Source organism: Variovorax sp. TBS-050B (genome assembly GCF_029893635.1).
Classification (GTDB): domain Bacteria; phylum Pseudomonadota; class Gammaproteobacteria; order Burkholderiales; family Burkholderiaceae_C; genus Variovorax.
Window position 1 is genome coordinate 202662 of the sequence record NZ_JARXYR010000001.1, and the last position, 17790, is coordinate 220451.

The following is a 17790-nucleotide window of genomic DNA, read 5'->3' on the forward strand; positions in this document are numbered from 1 at the left end:
GACCACTGTGCGAAACAAGTCTCCCTCCAAGAAACAGGCCGCCGAAGTGGTCGAGCAGCCCCGCGAGGCCGATGCCGAGGCGAACGGCGGCGTCACCGCCGTCACGCGCGCGCTGCAGCTGCTCGATGCCTTCGGCATGCAGGACGAGCGCCTGACGCTGGCCGAGCTGACGCGGCGCAGCGGCATGCACAAGACCACCGCGCTGCGCCTGCTGCGCACGCTCGCGCTGGCGAAGTACGTGGTGCAGCGCGACGACGGCGAATGGCGCCTCGGTCCCGCCGCGGGCTGGCTCGGCGCGCGCTACCAGGCGAGCTTCGATGCCAACAACGTCGTCGAGCCGATGCTGCTCGCGCTGTCCCAGGCCACCGGCGAGAGCGCCGCCTTCTACGTGCGCGAGGGCAACTCCCGGACCTGCCTCGCGCGCGTCGAGGGACCGCAGCCGATCCGGCATCACGCGCGCATGGGCGCGATGCTGCCGCTCGAACTCGGCTCGCCGGGCCGCGTCATCCTCGCGTTCTCGGGCGCGCCGGGCAAGCTCTACGAGGAGATCCGCAAGAAGGGCTACCACTACTCGATCGGCGAGCGCGAGAAGAACGTCGCCACCGTTTCGGCCCCGGTCTTCGGGCTGCGCTGGGCGCTGCTCGGCTCGGTCTGCATCTCGGGCCCCGCCGACCGGCTGCCGAAGGCGAAGCTGATCGGCCTCGCCAAGACCATCATGAAGGCCGCCAACGAGCTCTCGTACGCGCTCGCGGGCCGGCCGACGGCGCAGACGCCGGCGGTGGTGTCGACCTGGCATCCGTAGCTGTCTGCTGACTGGAAGGCTGCAAGCGGGCTTCACGCTTCAAGGCGTGATCTTTTCTCCTGTCTTCACTGAATCGTGCCGTTGCGGCCTTGCCCGGATACCCATGAGGTGGGCAAATCCCGCCTAGACCACACCGGCTTCGCGCAAGCGCGCAATGTCGCCAGCCCCGAGGCCGATCTCGCCATACACCGCTGCGTTGTCCTGCCCCGTGCGCGGCCCCACCACGGGCGCGGCGCCCGCCGCGCGCCCCACGAAGCGCGGCACCGCAGCGGGCGCCGGGATCGCGCCGAGCTCCGGGTCCTGCAGCTCGACGAAGGCAGCGCGCGCGCGGAAGTGCGGGTCGTCCATCGCATCCGCGATCGAGTACACCTTGCTGAACGGCACCTCGTGCTGCGCGAGCCGCGCGGCGAGCGCATCGAGCGGATGGTGCGCCGCCCATGCAGCGACGATGTCGTCGAGCGCCACATGGTGCTGCGTGCGCTGCAGGTTGTTATCGAAGCGCGGATCGGTCGCGAGCGCGGGCTGTTCCATCGCGGCGCAGAGGCGCATGAAGATCGGGTCCGCCGAACCCACCAGCGTGATCCAGGCGCCATCGGCCGTGCGGTAGACGTTCGAGGGCGCGGTGTAGCTCGCGCGCGAGCCGGTGCGTTCGCGTGCCACCCCGGAGAAGCGGTATTCGGCTGCGAGCGGATCGAGCAGGCGCAGCAGCGCCTCGGTGGCCGAGAGGTCGATCTCGGCGCCGCGCCGGGCATCGGGCGGCTGCGCGTTGCGTTCGGCCAGCGCGGTCGCGATCGCGAAGGCGCCGAACAGGCCGGCGATGGTGTCGCCGAGCGGGTAGTTCATGTGCTGCGGCGGGCCGCCGGGCTCGCCGCTCAGGTGCGTGAAGCCGCTCATGGCCTCGAAGATGCGCGCGAAGCCGGGCTTGCGCGCATTCGGCCCGGTCTGGCCGAAGCCCGTGAGCCGCAGCACGATGAGCCGCGGGTTGTGCGCATGCAGCGTCGCGAGGTCGAGGCCCCAGCCGTCGAGCGTGCCGGTGCGGAAGTTCTCGACCAGCACGTCGAAGCCTTCCACCAGGCGCAGGAAGATCTCGCGTCCCTCGGGCTTGCGCACGTCGAGCGAGATGCCGCGCTTGCCGCGGTTGGCGGTCTTCCAGAACAGCGCGTGGCCCTGGTGCACCGGCGCGAGACCGCGCAGCGTGTCGTTGCCGCGCGGCAGTTCGAGCTTGACGACCTCGGCACCCATGTCGCCGCACAGCGTGGCCGCGAAGGGCGCGGCGAGCACGGTCGCCATGTCGAGGATGCGGATGCCCTGCAGCGGCAGGCCCTGCGTCGCCTGCGTCATCACTGCGTCCTCAGGTCCACGGACTTGAGCACAGGGTCCCATGTGCGGCGGTCGGTCCTGATGCGCTCGGCCCATGCGGCCAGGCTCGGATCGAGCGGCGCCGCGCCGAGGCGCGCGAACTTCTGCTTCATCTCGGGCGTGGCGAGCACCTTGGCGAGCGCCTGGTTCAGCGTCTCGACCACCTTCTTCGGCGTGCCCTTGGGCGCGGCCAGGCCCACCCAGAGGCCGGCGTCGAAGCCCGACAGGCCGAGTTCGGCGAAGGTCGGCACCTCGGGCACGGCCGCCGAGCGGGTCTTGCCGGTCTGCGCGAGGATGCGGATCTGCCCGCCCTGCATGTAGGGCAGCGTGCCGCCGAGGTTGTTGCACATCACGGGGATGTGGCCGGCCATCAGGTCGTTGACCGCCGGCGCGTTGCCCTTGTAGGGCACATGCTGCATCCTGATGCCGCTCTGGTGGTTGACCATCTCGCAGACCAGGTGCGACGGCGTGGCGACGCCGGCCGAGCCGAACGACAGCCCGCCCGGCCTGGCCTTGCCCGTGGCGAGCAGATCGCCGAACGTGCGATAGGGCGTCTTCGCGTTGACCGCGATCACGTTGGGCAGGTCGGCCACGAGACCGACGCCGACGAAGTCGTCGACCGGATCCCACTTGAGCTCCTTGTGCACGTAGGGCAGGAAGACGTTGGAGAGGCCCGCCATCAGCAGCGTGTAGCCGTCGGGTGCGGCTTTGGCGACGAACTCGGAGCCGATCAGGCTGCCCGCACCGGGCTTGTTCTCGACCACGATCTGCTGGCCGAGCGCGGTGCCCAGGTCGACGGCGAGCGCGCGCGCCACCAGATCGGTGCTGCCCGCGGCGGGGAAGGGCACGATGAGCTTGATCGGCTGCTCGGGGTACACCGCGTGCGCGGCGCCGGCCGACAGCGCGGCCGCGGCGAGCAGGCCGGCAAGACGGGAAGAAAGAGCGGAGCGGGAAGTCATCGGGCGTTGTCTCTGGTGCGGTGGGATGAAAGGAAGCGGCGGCCGGGCACGGCGCGGTGCAGCTTGCGCTGGACCGGCGCGGGGCCACCCGCCACGTCGAGCCGGTTCACGGCCGTTCGCCTTCCGCGTGCTCGCGCAGCGCGAGCTTCGCGATGTTGAGCTGGTGGATCTGGCTCGTGCCCTCGTAGAGCCGGAACAGCCGCACGTCGCGGTAGTAGCGCTCGATGGGGCTGAAATCGGCGATGTAGCCCGCGCCGCCGAACATCTGCACACAGCGGTCGGCCACGCGGCCGCACATCTCGGAGGCGAAGTACTTGCACATCGATGCCGAGAGCGCCACGTCCTCGCCGCGGTCGCGTGCGCGCGCGGCTTCGAGGATCATCGAGTGCGCCGCGAAGATCTCGGTGCGGCAGTCGGCGATCAGGGCCTGCACGAGCTGGAAGTTCGCCACCGGCTGGCCGAACTGCTCGCGCCGCGTGGCGTGCGCGATCGCCAGGTCGAGCATGCGGATCGCGGGCCCGGTGCACAGCGCGGCCAGGTGCAGGCGCTGCTTGTTGAGCACCTTCATCACGGTCTTGAAGCCCGCGCCTTCCTCACCGCCGATCAGGTGGCTGGCCGGCACGCGGCAGTGCTCGAAATGCACGTCGGACACCGGCGATCCTGCCTGTCCCATCTTGCGGTAGGGCGCACCCGTGCGCAGGCCCGGCCCGCGTTCGACCAGGAAGGCACTGAGCCCGGCATGGCCGCGGCTGCCTTCGCCGGTGCGCGCGATCACGGTGAACACGTCCGCGAGCGGCGCGTTGGTGATGAAGCACTTGCTGCCGTCGAGCACGTAGTGGTCGCCCTCGCGGCGGGCGGTGGTGCGGATGTTGGTCGCCTCGGAGCCGGCGTCGGGTTCGGTCAGTGCGAGGCAGCCGGTCAGCTCGCCGCTCGCCATGCGCGGCAGCCAGCGCTCCTTCTGCCACGGCGTGCCGTCGGCCACCAGCGCCTCGGAGCCGATGCCGGTGTTGGTGCCCACGCGCGCGCGCAGCGCCACCGAGGCCTGTGAGAGTTCCATCGCGCAGAGCACCAGTTCCTCGGTGCTCAGGCCCAGGCCGCCGTGCGCCTCGGGAATGCTCCAGCCGAAGTAGCCCTTGCGGCGCAGTCGTTCGACCACGGCTTCGGGGATCTCTCCGGTGCGGTCCACCTCGTCCTCGAGCGGATGCCAGGTGGTGCGCACGAAGGCGCGGATGTCGTCGAGGAGGGCGTCGAGTCGTCGGGGGTCGCGGATCATGCGGCGGACTGTAGGTCGAAGGTCGACAGCCGCCGGGCAGGTGTTTCGCATATTGGAATCGTGATGCGCATGCGCATGCGCAAGCCGCCATGCAGAATGCGGACCCATGCGCGCAGACCGGCCGATGCACCAGCTCAAGGACCAGCAGGACCTGCGCCGCGTGCGCGCGGCCGATCCGGACTTCTCGGGCACGCTGGCCAAGGGGCTCATGATCCTGCAGAGCTTCGTGCGCGACCCGCGCGCGCATGCCAACAGCGAGTTCGCCGACCGCCTGGGCCTGCCGCGGCCCACCGTGAGCCGCCTGTGCCGCAGCCTGCAGGCGCTGGGCTTCCTCGACCACGACGAGCGGCTCGACCGCTACTTCATCGGCCCGGCCGCGGTGGCGCTCGGCTATCCCTACGTGATCAACACGCCGCTGCTGCCGCAGCTGCGCCCCGCGATGCAGTCGATGGCGGACCGCTTCGAGGGCGCGGTGTCGGTGGGCGTGACGATGGACCTCGACGTGGTCTATGTCGAGACCTGCGCGCACGAGCAGGGCACGCTGAAGCGCCCCGGCGTGGGCGCGGTGCGCGGCATCGTCGAGACCGCGATGGGCCGCGCCTGGCTCGCGCAACTCCCGGCCGCCGAGCGCAACCGCTTTCTCGCGCGCGCGAAGCGCGAGCGCACCGACGAGTACGCGCGCAGCAGCGAAGGCCTCAAGGCCAGCCTCGCGAACCACGGCAAGCGCGGCTTCGCCATCAACATGGGCGACGCCGGCCTCGGCGTGCTCGCGGTGGGCGTGGCCTCGAACATCCGCTACGGCCCGCGGCGGCTGCTGTTCAACTGCGCGGTGCCCGGCTACCGCGCGAAGTCGGCCGACCTCGTGAAGACCATCGGGCCGGCGCTGGTGCAGCTGGTCAACATGGCGGACCGGCAGGTGGGCCTGCGTTAGGGCGCTTCCGACGCCGCCAGAAGCCCCGCGCCTACGCGCCGCCGGTCGCCCCGCGTCAAAGCTCCCGGCTTCGATCACGACCCAGGAGCCCGCCATCGCCGCCGAGAACGCGCTGCTCGTCTGTCCCGGATGGGACGACCACGGCCGCCCGCAGTACGAGAAGCTCAAGGCCGAGCTCACCGGCCTCGGCTGGCGCTGCCGCCGCGCTCGCCTGCCCGACGCCGACTGGCGCGACGACGAGCGCGCGGGCGTGGTGCCGCGCGACAGCCTCGCGCAGGTGGAGGAGGACCACGACGCGCTGCTGCACGGCATGGGCCGTGCGCCGCGCTGCGTCGCGGTGCTGGGCTTCAGCTACGGCGGCTACATGGCGGCGCTGCTCACCTCGGTGCGCCGCGTCAACCGGCTGGTGCTGCGCTCGCCCGCGCTCTATCCGGACCACGACTGGAACGCGCCCAAGGTCGCGCTCGACGAGGCCGAGCTGCGTGCGTTCCGTGCGCGCGTGCATGCGCCGTCGGAGAACCGCGCGCTCGGCTGCTGCGCGGCGTTCGAGGGCGACGTGCTGCTCGTCGCCTCGGAAAAGGACGAAGTGATTCCGCCGCCGGTGATCGAGAGCTACCGCGCGGCCTTCGGCCGGGCGCGCTCGTTCGCCTTCTTCATGCTGCCCGGCGCCGACCACGCGCTCAGCGACGACCGCCACAAGGCGCTCTACCACCGCCGCGTGGTCGAGTGGCTCGGGCAGACCGCCTGAGCGCCCGGGCCGCGCCGACCCCGCGAGCGGAACCCGTCCGACACGGCACGGCGGGGCTGCGGTTCAGCGTGGAGCCCAGCAAAGCACCAGGAGATGCCGCCATGGCCCATTCATCCTCATCCGATCCCGCCACCAGCCATCCCGCGCCCTCGCCGGAAGATCTCAAGCGCGCGGCCGATACCTTCACCGAAGGGCCCAATGTCGAAGCGAGCCCGTGGGAACTTCAGGCCGCACGCGGCGAGACGCCGCGCGAGGGCCGGCATGCGGACGACGCACTCGACTGGGACGAGTTCCGCCAGCGCTACGACGCATGGAAGGACGCCACCGTGCGCTTCGAGGCCGAGGTGCGCGCCATGGCGGACGGCGATCCGGCGGCGCGGCCGCGCGCGCAGCAGCTCGCGATCGAACTCGCGCGGCTGCACCACGCGTTCATGGAATCGACGCAGCCTTACTTCCAGGCCTCGAAGGTCGACGGCTGAGGGCCAGGCGGGCCCGGGCGGTGCCGCCGCCCAAGGCATAGGCACGCGTTCCCGGCTTCTTTTGTGAACTTTCTCTCGACAAGCCCGAGATGATGCTGCCAAAAACTAACAGTAGTTAGCCAACGAAGCGAACTAGTTCACATTTCATGCGCGCATCCGGCGCCGAATGTCGGGCAGTCGACAAAGCGGGACAAACACGCCCAGCGCAAAGCGACACGCAAGTAGACGATCGCGGCCTCATCTTTCTGGGGCCGGGCGGCCTGACCGCCGGACGATATGAACACCTACTTTCGCAGTGTCTACAACGAAGCATTGGGTACATGGGTCGCGGCGAGCGAGCTCTGCGCCGCGCGCGGCAAGAAGGCCTCCGGCCTGGCGCTCGGCACCGTTCTGCTGGCCGCGGTCGCGGCGACGCCCGCCTGGGCGGTGAACGAATGCGGCGCCGTCGCGGCGGGCGGCACGGCCATCTGCAACGGCGACGGCACGCCTGCGACCGACGCGGCGCCGTATGCGGCCGGCATCTTCTATTCGAGCCAGGACGCGAAGATCGTGCTCGACGCTGGCGCGGGCACCCTGACCGTGCAGCCCGCCACGCCGTTGATCGCCGTCGCCAGCCGCGGCGGCGCAGGCGTGGGCACGCGCGAGGTGCAGATCAACGGTGACGTGCGCATCACGACCATGGCGGGCACGGCGGGCGGTCCGACCATCGGCGCGCAGGCCTACCAGCAGCAGGGCGGCAACGCGCTCGTGGTGCAGAACGGCGGTTCCATCACCGCGGTCGGCCAGAACGCCTTCGGCATCGCGGTGCGCACCGACGGCGGCGGCACCGCGACCGCGATCCAGAACGGCGGCAGCATCTCCACGACCGGCACGGGCGGCAACGGCGTGGCCCTGTTCTCCGAAACCTACAGCACGGGCGCTGCGGTCTCGACGCAGAACGGCGGCACCATCGCCACCAACGGCTCGCACGCGGCCTATGCGCTCGCGCGCGGCAACGGCAGCGCAACGGCCACGCAGACCGGCGGCACCATCCACGCCGAGTCCACCACCTTCGTCAACGCCGGCATCGTGGCCCAGACACTGGGCACCGGCGATGCGCGCGCCACGCAGAGCGGGGGCACGATCGTCACCAGCAGCCAGGGCGGCGCGATCGGCGCGGTGGCGAGCGGCAGCGGCAATGCCTGGGCCGAGCAGGCCGGCGGCAGCGTGAGCTCGACCGGCAGCAACGCGGCCGCGGTGGCCGCCTCGGCGGCGGGCGCCGGCAATGCCACCGTGGTGCAGGCGGCGGGCCTCACGGCCTCGGCCACCGGCGCCAACAGCAACGGCCTGAACGCCCGCGCCGCCGGCACCGGCCGCTACGCGGTGTCGGCCGCGGGCTCGGTGACCGGCGGCTCCGGCAGCAACGCGGCGGCGGTGCACACCGGGGGCGCGGCGGGCGGCACGATCGACATCGCGGCCAGCGCCACGCTCGACGGCTCGCGCTCCGGCATCGCAGTCATCGACGAGGACGGCGCGGTCGCGCTCACGACCGCGGGCACGCTGACCGGCCACATCCTCACGCGCGGCGGCAACGACGCGATCCAGCTGGTCGGCGGCTCGGTCGCGGGCCAGGTGGATGCGGGCAGCGGCGACGACCGCTTCGCCTGGTCGGGCGGCAGCCTCTCGGGCGGCTTCCTCGGCGGCGACGGTTCCGACACCGCGCTGGTGACCGCGCCGGCCTACAACGGCAGCCAGCTGCTCGACGGCGGCGACGATGCCTCGGCCGCCGACGGCTTCGTCGACCGGCTCACGCTGCAAGGCGCGACCGTCACCGCGGGCGGCGACACGCTGCGCAACTGGGAGTCGATCACGCTCGACAACACCCGTCTCACGCTGGCCGGTGCACCGCTCACGGTGGGCGCGGGCACCGACGGCGCCGGCGCGCCGCTGGGCCTGTTCATCCAGCCCAACAGCAGCGTCTCGATGGGCCAGCAGGCCTTCACGATCACGGGCGACCTGCACAACGCCGGCCTGCTGGACCTGCGCAACCCGGCCGGCCTGCCCGGCAACGTGCTGAGCCTCTACGGCAACTACGCGGGCGCCAACGGCATCGTGCGCATCAACACCGCGCTCGGCGGCGATGCGAGCGCGACCGACAAGCTGGTGGTCAACGGCAGCACCAGCGGTGTCACGCGCGTGCTGGTGGCCAATGCCGGCGGTGCGGGCGCCGCCACCCTCAACGGCATCCAGGTGGTGCAGGTCACGGGCACCTCGAGCGAGGGCAACTTCGTGCTCGCCGCGCCGGTGCAGGCCGGCGCCTACGAATACGGGCTGCACCGCGGCGGCCGCATCGACGGCGACGCCAACAGCTTCTACCTGAGCAGCGTCTACAACACGCCCGCACCCGTGCCGGTGCCCGGAGCGGCGCCCGCGCCGGCGCCCGCGCCGCTGCCGGTGCCCGCGCCCGAGGTGTTCCGCCCCGCGGTGGCGGGCTACGTGCTCGGCCAGGCGGCCACGGCCGAACTCGGCCTGGGCCTGCTCGGCAGCCTGCACAAGCGCGTGGGCGAACAGCAGACGCTCAAGTGGGACCATTGCGGCTGCGGCGACAAGGCGCCCGACGACCAGCTCTGGATGCGCCTGCATGCCCAGCGCCTCGACGTCGACGGCAAGCGCCAGTTCGGCTTCGAGCAGGAGATGCAGTACTTCCAGATCGGCAAGGACCTCGCCGTGCGCTACGGCGCCGATCCCGCCGACCGCTCGCGCAGCCACACCGGCATCAGCCTCGGCTACGGCCGCAACCAGGTGGACTTCAACGACCGCCGCCGCGGCGCGGCCGGCATGGGCTACGACACCGGCCGCATGAAGGGCGAGATGCTCACGCTCGGCGCCTACCACACGCGCTATGCCGACAACGGCAGCTACCTCGACCTGGTCGGCCAACTCCATGCGGTGCGCAACAAGTACGTCGACCGCTTCGGCGGCGAGGCGCGGCAGAAGGGCAGCGGCGTCGGGCTCAGCGTCGAGGTCGGCCGGCCCTGGCAGATCGGCGAGAGCCAGTGGCTGATCGAGCCGCAGGCGCAGCTGAGCTATCAGCTCACGCGCTACCGCGGCTTTGCCGACGGCGTGTCGTCGGTCGACGGCTTCACGAGCCAGAGCCTGCGCGGCCGCATCGGCGCCCGCCTGGCGTGGAACGACAAGGCCGAGCGCGGCGAAAAGCTCGTGCGCACCAACACCTTCTACGTTACGGCCAACATCCTGCACGAGTTCAAGGATCCCCAGGGCGTGACCATCGGCGGCACCACGGTCAGCGAGGACTGGGGCAAGAAGACCTGGGCCGAACTCGGCGTGGGCGCGCAGTTCCCGCTGAGCAAGGCCGCGTACGTCTACGGCGGCCTGCAGTACCAGCGCTCGCTCGGCGGCAGCCAGCGCGAAGGCGTGTCGGGCCAGCTCGGCGTGCGCGTGGCGTGGTGAGCGGCGCGAGCACCCCATCGATCAACGGAACACGAAGGACTCCAGCCATGCCGATCCAAGACACATCCTCCCTGCGCGCGCGCTGCGCCGTTGCCCTCGCGGGCCTCGCGCTCGCCGGCTGCGCCAATCTGCACGACGAGCGCTACCACTGGTGCCAGGGCCAGAGCTGCGCGCCCGCGCCCGTGGTGGCGCCGGCGCCCGCCCCGGTGCCCGCGCCGCCGCCGCCGGCCGCGACGGTGCGCCGCGTCAGCCTCAGCGCCGATGCGCTGTTCCGCTTCGACCGCGCGGGCCCGGCCGACATGCTGCCGCAGGGCCGCGCCGAGCTCGACGCGCTGGCGCGCGCGCTGCAGACCGAGCCGATGCAGGTCGAGCGCCTCACGATCACCGGCCACACCGACCGGCTCGGCGACCCGGCCTACAACGAGCGCCTCGGGCTGCAGCGCGCAAGCACCGTGCGCGACCACCTGCGCAACGCCGGCGTGGGCGTGCCGATGGAAGTGCGCTCGATGGGCGAGCGCGAGCCCGTGACGCGCGACTGCCAGGGCAGCCGGCGCAGCGCGGAACTCGTGGCCTGCCTGCAGCCGGACCGCCGCGTGGTCGTCGACATCCAGGGTCGGGCGCTGAAGCCGTAGGCGCCCGGGAAGAGGAGAAGAAGAGAAAGAGAGAAGAAAGAGAAGAGGCGCCGGCTGTCTCCTAAGATCGCGGGGGACAGCCGGATGCCGTCCATGTCGCCCGCTTGCGGGTGCCGACCACCCATTGCATGAACAACGTTCCCGTTTCACCGCAGGACGCCGCACTGATGGAGCAGGCGCTGCGGCTCACTTCCGGTTTCGCATCCTGGCCGCCGGCCCTGATGGCGCGGCTGATCGCCGGCTCCCGGATCGAGCGCCGCGCGCACGACGAACTCGTGGGCAGCGAGACGGGCGCTCCCTGGACCTTCTTCGTGATCTCGGGCCACGTGCTCGTGAGCCGCACGCCGCCCGGCGGCAGGCGCGCGGCCGTGACCATGCTCGGGCCCGGCAGCCTGGTCGGCCTGGTGCGCGTGCTCGAAGGTCCCGAGGTCGATGGCCGGGTGGCCTACGATTTCAGTGCCGCCGTGGACACCACGGTGGCACGCATGCCGACCGCGGAGATCCGGCGGCTGCTCGATGAGCAGCCCGCGCTCTGGCGCGACATGGCGCTGATGCTGATGAAGCAGCACCGCCAGGTGCTCGAGACCCTGCTCACCGCGCGCATGGGCAGCTTCTCGGAGCGCCTGACCGCCACGCTCGAGCGCCTTGCCGCGCTCTACGGCACCGACGACGGCCACGAGGTCCGCATCGGCCTGCGGCTCACGCAGGAAGACCTCGCGGCGCTGCTGCAGGTCACGCGACAGTCGGTCAACAAGGCGCTGCGCAGGCTCGCCGACGCAGGGGCGATCAGCCTCGGCTACAACTCGATCGGCATCCTGGACCACGAGGCATTGCGGCGGCATTCGGGCAGCGTGCTCTGAGACATGCGGCCGCGGGGTCGCGCCTAGGTGTAAACACCCTGCGCCACGGACCCGCGCGTCCGTGACGATCTGGTGCGCAATTTGCATCAGGGGGTGCCATGACCGCCAACCCGACCCGCCGAACCGCCAAGCCCTCCCCGGTGATCCGCCTCGAACGCGACAGCGACGGGACGGTGCAGTCGCTCACGCGCGCGATGCAGCTGCTCGAACTGCTCGCCGAGGACGACGAGGGCTACCGGCTGGTCGACATCGCCGCCCACAGCGGGCTGTCGTCCTCCACGGTGCACCGGCTGCTCACCACGCTGGAGCAGCGCCGCTTCGTGCAGTTCGACCGCGAGACCAACCTCTGGTACGTGGGCGTGCGCTGCTTCTCGGTGGGCGCGGCCTTCGCGCGGCGGCGGCGCATCGCCGAGCTGGCGCTGCCGGTCATGCGCCGGCTGCGCGACCTGTCGGGCGAGAGCATCAACCTCGGCGTGGCCGACCTCGGCGACATCGTGTTCGTGACCCAGGTCGAGAGCCGCGAGACCATGCGCGCCATCGGCAAGCCGGGCTTCCGCGCACCATTGCACGGCACCGCGATGGGGCAGGCGATCCTCGCCGCGATGGCGGAGGACGACGTGCTGCAGTACCTGCGCACCTACGGGCTGCCCAAGCTGACCAGCAACACCATCGCGCGCGCCTCGCGCCTGCACGAGACGCTGGGCGAGGTGCGCCGCGCGGGCTATGCGGTCGACGACGAGCAGAACGCCCTCGGCCTGCGCTGCATCGCCGCGGCGATCCGCGACGAGCACGGTCAGCCCTTCAGCGCGATCTCGCTCGTGGGCCCCACGCAGCGCATCAAGAGCGCCGACTTCCCGGCGCTGGGCCAGACGGTGCGCGCCGCGGCCGACGAGATCACGGCGAGCTATGGCGGGCGCGGCGCCTGAGCGCTTCGTTCCTTCCACGGGCGGGCGCCGCCAAGTTGTTGATATCAAAGGAATTCTGCGTGCCTTCCCGCGCTGCGGGAAAGTCCGCGCGCAGTGGCCGCGGCGCGCTTCAATGGCATCACGCCGCCGCCGCCGCCGCGCACCGCGTCCGGGCGGAGCGGCACCGACCCATCGTTTCCCAGGAGCCACCATGCCGCTGCACTTCCTCCGACCCCAGACCCTGGCCGCCCTCGCGCTTGCGCTCGGCGCCGCGCTCGCGCTGCCCGCGGCCCATGCCGACGACCGGATCAAGCTCAAGGCCATCGGCCAGCCGCTCGCCACGGGGCTGATCCAGAAGAACAAGGAACAGCCCTTCTTCGAGAACTTCGCGGCGCGCACTGGGCTGCCGATCGACGTGGACTACAAGCCCATCGACACGCTCGGCATCAAGGACACGGAGCAGCTGCGCGTGATGAAGGCCGGCCTGTTCGACATCGTCTCGCTGCGCGTGTCGCAGAACTCGCGCGACGAGCCGACGATCCTCGGCCTGGACCTCGTGGGCGCCGCGCCCGACTATGCGACCGGGCGCAAGGTCGCCAAGGCGTATTTCGACACCGCGGATGCGCGGCTGCAGTCGCAGTTCGGCGTCAAGCTGCTCGGCGTGTGGCCGTTCGGGCCGCAGGTGCTGTTCTGCAAGAAGCCGATCGCCAAGCTGGCCGACGTCAAGGGCCTGAAGGTGCGCGTGTACGACCAGAACCTCGCGAAGTTCATCGAGATGATCGGCGGCACGCCAGTGCCGGTCTCCTTCGCCGACACCCACCAGTCGCTGTCGCTCGGCGTGGTCGACTGCGCGATCACCGGCCCGAGCTCGGCCAACTCGGCCGGCTGGCCCGAGGTGACGACGCACCAGCTGGCGATCGGCTTCCAGATGGCGCTCAACGGCTACGCGATGACGCTCAAGTCGTGGAAGGCGCTGTCGCCCGAACAGCGCAGCAAGCTGCAGGCGGCCTTCGACGCGCTCGGCGAGGAGATCTGGACCTACTCCGAGACCCTGTTCCAGGACGCGCTGAACTGCAACGCCGGCAAGGACCCGTGTACCACCGGCAAGAAATTCAACCTCACCAACGTGCCGGTCACCTCCGCCGACGTCGACCTCGTGCGCGGCGCGGTGAGCAAGGTGTCGCTGCCGGTATGGGCCGAGGTGTGCGACAAGTCCAACCCTGGCTGCTCGAAGGCCTGGCAGGCCACCGTCGCGCCGGTGCTGGGGCTCAAGTGAACGCCGGCGCGATGAGGACCGACGCGCCGCCTGCCGAGCCCGCCGCAGCGCCCGCGCAGGCCGCGCCCGGCGCGGAGTCGAAGGCGCGCATCGAGACCGCGCTGGCCACGGTGTTCGGCGCGATCTTCCTCGGGCTCGCCGTCGTGGTCACGGTCGAGACGATCGCGCGCAAGCTCTTCAACATCTCGCTGCAGGGCGCCGACGAGCTCGGCGGCTATGCGCTCGCGGTGGGATCGACCATCGCCTTCAGCCTCGCGCTGATGGGCCGCAGCCACATCCGCGTCGACGTGTTCCACGAGAAGTTCTCGCGCCGCACGCAGGCGCTGCTCAACTGGGTGTCGATCGTCTCGCTCGCGCTGTTCGCCGTGTTCATCGCCTGGGTCGCGTTCAAGGTGATCCAGGACACCATGGCCTACCGCAGCACCGCGCAGACGCCGTGGGCCACGCCGCTGATCGTTCCGCAGGGCGTCTGGTACGCGGGGCTCGTGGTGTTCGCGCTGGTGGGCTGCGCCTTCGCGCTGCGCGCCACGCGGCTGCTGATCGCGGGCGACCTCGACGCGCTCAACCGCGACTTCCAGCCCAAGGGCGCGAAGCAGGAGCTGAAGGAAGAGCTCGACGACCTCAGGCAGCGCCAGGCCGCCGAAGGAAAGACGCCATGAACGTCGCGCTGATCGGATTCGCCTTCGTCGCGATGCTGGCGATGATGCTGGCCGGCCTGCCGATCGCGGTGTCGATGGCTGCAGTGGGCATCGTCGGCGGCATCGCCGCCTACGGGATGCCGTTCCTCGAATCGATCGCGCCCGTGGTCTGGGGCGTGCAGAACGAGAACCTGCTCACCTCGGTGCCGCTGTTCGTGCTGCTCGGCGAGCTGCTGCTGCGCTCGGGCATCGCCGACCGCATGTACGTCGCGCTCTCGGCCTGGCTCGGACGGCTGCCGGGCGGCCTGCTGCACACCAACATCGGCAGCTGCGCGCTGTTCGCCGCGACCTCGGGCTCGTCGGTGGCCACGGCCGCCACCGTGGGCACGGTGGCGCTGCCCTCGCTGCAGAAGCGCGGCTATCCGATGCGCGCCTCGCTCGGCACGCTGGCCGCGGGCGGCACGCTGGGCATCCTGATTCCGCCGAGCGTGAACATGATCGTCTACGGCTCGCTCACCAACAACTCGATCGGCAAGCTGTTCGTCGCCGGCATCGTGCCGGGCCTGCTGCTCACGCTGTGCTTCATGGTCTGGATCGCGCTGTCGAGCCTCGCGAGCGGCAAGGCGATGCGCGAGCCCGCGGTGCCGCTCGGCGAGCGCCTGCGCGTGCTGGTGCACCTGGTGCCGCCGATGGTGGTGTTCGGCATCGTCATGGGCAGCCTCTACTTCGGCATCGCCACCGCGGCCGAGAGCGCGGCGCTGGGCGTGATCGCGGCGCTGGGTTTCGTGTGGCATGCGGGCCGGCTCGACCGCGAGCTGCTGCGCAACTGCTTCATCTCGACCGCGCGCGTGAGCGGCATGATCCTGCTGATCGTGGTGGCGGCCTTCATCCTCAACCTGACGGTGAGCCTCACGGGCGTGGCCGAGGCGATGACGCGCTGGGTCGCGGGCCTGGGGCTCTCGGCCACCGGCCTGATCCTCGCGCTGATCGTGTTCTACCTGATCCTCGGGATGTTCATGGACGTGCTGTCGATGCAGGTGGCGACGATCCCGATCACCTACCCGATCGCGCTCGCGGTGGGCATCGATCCGATCTGGTTCGGCATCTTCATCGTGCTGATGTGCGAACTGGGCCTGATCACGCCGCCGGTGGGCATGAACCTGTTCGTGGTGCACAGCATCCGGCCCGACAAGGGCAACGTGCAGGACGCGATCCTCGGCGCGCTGCCCTATGCGCTGATCATGATCCTGTTCACGCTGCTGATGATCGTCTTTCCCAAGCTGGCGACCTGGTTGCCGGCGCACATGTGAGCAGGCCGACGATGACGGCGAACATCCCCCTCTGGCAGCTCACCGCGACCGAGCTCTCGGCCGGCTTCGCGCAGGGCCGCTTCACGCCCGCGCAGGCGCTCGAGGCCTGCCTCGCGCGCAGCCGCGCGGTGAACCCTAGGCTCAACGCACTGGTCGCGATCGACGAAGAGGGCGCCGCGCACGCGGCAGCGGAGAGCGGCGCGCGCTGGCAGACGGGCCGCGCCCTCGGCCCGCTCGACGGCGTGCCAGTGACCATCAAGGACAACCTGCAGGTCGCCGGCCTTCCGACGCACTGGGGCAGCCGCGCGCTCGAAGGCCTGGTCGCCGCGCGCGACGAACTGCCCGTGGCCAGGCTGCGCGCCGCCGGTGCCGTGATCTTCGGCAAGACCAACGTGCCCGAGTTCACGATGCAGGGCTACACCGACAACCCCGTGTTCGGTCCCACGCGCAACCCCTGGAACCTCGCGCTCACGCCGGGCGGCTCCTCGGGCGGCGCGGCGGCGCTGGTGGCCGCGGGCGGCTGCCCGGTCGCGCTCGGCACCGACGGCGGCGGCTCGATACGGCGGCCGGCCTCGCACACCAACCTGGTGGGCTTCAAGCCCTCGCGCGGGCGCGTGCCGCGCGGCGAGGGCCTGCCGCCGATCTTCCTGGACTTCGAGGTGGCGGGGCCGCTTGCGCGCAGCGTGGACGACGCGCGGGCGGTGATGCAGGCGATCGGCCGCGCCGCGCCGCGCGAGGCCGCCGAGCCGCGCCCCGCGCGCATTCTCTTCGTGCCGCGCTTCGGCGACCATCCGGTCGATCCGCGCATCGCGGCGCTGACCGAGGCCGCCGCCGAGGGGCTCGCGGCGCTGGGCCACGAAGTGCGCACGGCGCAGGATTTCGATCTTGCCGAGGCCGTCAACCAGCGCTGGCCGCTGCTGGCCCAGGTCGGGCTGGCCTGGCTGGTCGCCCATCCGCAGGCGCTGTGGGACCGGACCATCGACGCCTCACGCTTCGGCCCCGCGATGCAGGCGAACGCCGAGGCCGGGCGCCGCGCATCGGCCGGCGAGCTGTTCGAACTGCTCTACGAGGCCGAGCGGCTGCGCGTGGCGCTGGCGCGCGTCTTCGAGGACTGCGACTTCCTGCTCACGCCCGCGGCGGCCGCGCTGCCCTGGCCCGCCGGCGACACGCATCCGCCGCGGATCGCGGGCCGCGAGGTCGGGCCGCGCGGCCATGCGGTGTTCGCGGGCTTCGCGAACGCGGTCGGCCTGCCGGCGATCGCGCTGCCCTGCGGCTTTGCGGAGGGCCTGCCCGTCGGCATGCAGCTGGTCGGGCCCGAGGGCGCCGACGATGCGCTGCTCGCGCTCGCCGGTGCGATCGAGAAGAGCCGCCCGTGGCAACGCTTTCCGCCGCTTTGAGACAAGCTGCGGCGGCCGCGCCCGCCGATGGAACGCAGGCCGCCGCGCACGCGCTCGGCCAGGCGCGTCGCGAGGGCCGGCGCGTGCCGTCGTCGCTGCTCCGGCTCCGCAGCCGCGAGGACGCCTATGCGGTCCAGGATGCGAGCCTGGCCGGGCTCGGCCCGATCGGCGGCTGGAAGGTCGGCCTCGCTGCCGACGGCGGCTCGCCGCTGTGCGCGCCGCTGCCCGCCGCGGGCCTGCGGCCTGCGGGCACCGTGCTGCGCGGCCCCGCCTGGCACCTGCGCGGCATCGAGGCCGGGGTCTGCTTCCGGCTCGGCCGCGACATGCCGCCGCGCGCGGCGCCCTACGGCGCCGACGAGGCCGCGGCCGCCATCGACGCCGTGCTGCCCGCCATCGAGGTCGCGGAGACCCGGCTCGCGGACTGGCTCGACGCGGGCTGCGACGCGCAGCTCGCCGACCTGCTGTGCCACGGCGGCCTGGTGCTCGGCCCGGCCCAGCCCTTCGATCCCGCCTGGCTCGACCTGCGCGCGGTCGAGGCCGAGTTGCGCTTCGACGGCCAGGTCGTGGCGCGCACCGTCGCCGAACATCCGGTCACCGATGCACGCGGCATGCTCGCCTGGCTCGCCAACCATTGCGCACGGCGCGGCACGGGCCTGCGTGCGGGGCAGGTGGTCGCCACCGGCTCCTGCACCGGCAGGCTCTTCGCCTCCGAGGGCACGCATGTGCGCGCGGAGCTGTTCGGCCTGGCGCCGATCGATGCCTTCTTCTGAC

The 17790-nt window shown here is 71.6% G+C and carries 16 protein-coding genes; 13 read left to right on the forward strand and 3 right to left on the reverse strand.

Annotated features, from left to right (window positions below; genetic code table 11):
• The first annotated feature begins 46 nt into the window (after window positions 1-46).
• On the forward strand, window positions 47-802 hold the full coding sequence (locus M2165_RS00930) for an IclR family transcriptional regulator (RefSeq protein WP_280813153.1): 756 nt from the start codon (window positions 47-49) through the stop codon (window positions 800-802).
• Between the two features lie 123 nt (window positions 803-925).
• Here M2165_RS00930 and M2165_RS00935 read toward each other — a convergent pair whose 3' ends face one another.
• From M2165_RS00935 to M2165_RS00945, 3 genes are all read right to left on the reverse strand, one after another.
• Window positions 926-2143 carry a CoA transferase gene (locus tag M2165_RS00935; protein ID WP_280812784.1) on the reverse strand — a complete coding sequence of 406 codons (1218 nt, stop codon included), beginning with the start codon at window positions 2141-2143 and terminating at the stop codon, window positions 926-928.
• Window positions 2143-3120, reverse strand: coding sequence for a tripartite tricarboxylate transporter substrate binding protein (locus tag M2165_RS00940; RefSeq protein WP_280812785.1), 978 nt, complete (start codon window positions 3118-3120; stop codon window positions 2143-2145). The genes M2165_RS00935 and M2165_RS00940 overlap by 1 nt, the downstream gene beginning before the upstream one ends.
• Window positions 3121-3226: 106 nt before the next feature.
• The gene (locus tag M2165_RS00945; RefSeq protein WP_280812786.1) at window positions 3227-4393 is read right to left on the reverse strand and encodes an acyl-CoA dehydrogenase family protein; all 1167 of its coding nucleotides are present in this window, start codon (window positions 4391-4393) and stop codon (window positions 3227-3229) included.
• A 106-nt stretch (window positions 4394-4499) separates the two neighbouring features.
• Between M2165_RS00945 and M2165_RS00950 the strand changes: the two genes are divergently transcribed.
• The 12 genes from M2165_RS00950 (at window position 4500) to M2165_RS01005 (ending at window position 17789) form a co-directional block, all read left to right on the forward strand.
• The gene (locus M2165_RS00950; RefSeq protein ID WP_280812787.1) at window positions 4500-5324 is read left to right on the forward strand and encodes a helix-turn-helix domain-containing protein; all 825 of its coding nucleotides are present in this window, start codon (window positions 4500-4502) and stop codon (window positions 5322-5324) included.
• A gap of 250 nt (window positions 5325-5574) precedes the next feature.
• On the forward strand, window positions 5575-6072 hold the full coding sequence (locus M2165_RS00955) for a YqiA/YcfP family alpha/beta fold hydrolase (protein WP_280812788.1): 498 nt from the start codon (window positions 5575-5577) through the stop codon (window positions 6070-6072).
• A 101-nt stretch (window positions 6073-6173) separates the two neighbouring features.
• Window positions 6174-6551, forward strand: coding sequence for a hypothetical protein (locus tag M2165_RS00960; RefSeq protein WP_280812789.1), 378 nt, complete (start codon window positions 6174-6176; stop codon window positions 6549-6551).
• Between the two features lie 276 nt (window positions 6552-6827).
• Window positions 6828-10001, forward strand: coding sequence for an autotransporter outer membrane beta-barrel domain-containing protein (locus tag M2165_RS00965; protein WP_280812790.1), 3174 nt, complete (start codon window positions 6828-6830; stop codon window positions 9999-10001).
• Between the two features lie 47 nt (window positions 10002-10048).
• Entirely contained in the window at window positions 10049-10633 is a 585-nt protein-coding gene (locus M2165_RS00970) for an OmpA family protein (protein ID WP_280812791.1), read from the forward strand.
• A 128-nt stretch (window positions 10634-10761) separates the two neighbouring features.
• On the forward strand, window positions 10762-11493 hold the full coding sequence (locus M2165_RS00975) for a Crp/Fnr family transcriptional regulator (RefSeq protein WP_280812792.1): 732 nt from the start codon (window positions 10762-10764) through the stop codon (window positions 11491-11493).
• 98 nt (window positions 11494-11591) lie between these two features.
• On the forward strand, window positions 11592-12419 hold the full coding sequence (locus M2165_RS00980) for an IclR family transcriptional regulator (RefSeq protein ID WP_280812793.1): 828 nt from the start codon (window positions 11592-11594) through the stop codon (window positions 12417-12419).
• A gap of 190 nt (window positions 12420-12609) precedes the next feature.
• Window positions 12610-13674, forward strand: a complete 1065-nt coding sequence (locus M2165_RS00985) for a TRAP transporter substrate-binding protein (RefSeq protein WP_280812794.1) — start codon at window positions 12610-12612, stop codon at window positions 13672-13674.
• An 11-nt stretch (window positions 13675-13685) separates the two neighbouring features.
• Window positions 13686-14333: a TRAP transporter small permease gene (locus tag M2165_RS00990; protein WP_280812795.1), complete on the forward strand. Its 648-nt coding sequence runs from the start codon at window positions 13686-13688 to the stop codon at window positions 14331-14333.
• Window positions 14330-15622: a TRAP transporter large permease gene (locus M2165_RS00995; RefSeq protein WP_280812796.1), complete on the forward strand. Its 1293-nt coding sequence runs from the start codon at window positions 14330-14332 to the stop codon at window positions 15620-15622. Before M2165_RS00990 ends, M2165_RS00995 begins: the two co-directional genes overlap by 4 nt.
• An 11-nt stretch (window positions 15623-15633) precedes the next feature.
• A complete protein-coding gene (locus M2165_RS01000; RefSeq protein ID WP_280812797.1) occupies window positions 15634-17019 on the forward strand; it encodes an amidase in 1386 nt (461 codons plus the stop codon).
• A complete protein-coding gene (locus tag M2165_RS01005; protein ID WP_280812798.1) occupies window positions 16995-17789 on the forward strand; it encodes a fumarylacetoacetate hydrolase family protein in 795 nt (264 codons plus the stop codon). Before M2165_RS01000 ends, M2165_RS01005 begins: the two co-directional genes overlap by 25 nt.
• The last annotated feature ends 1 nt before the right edge of the window (window position 17790 follow it).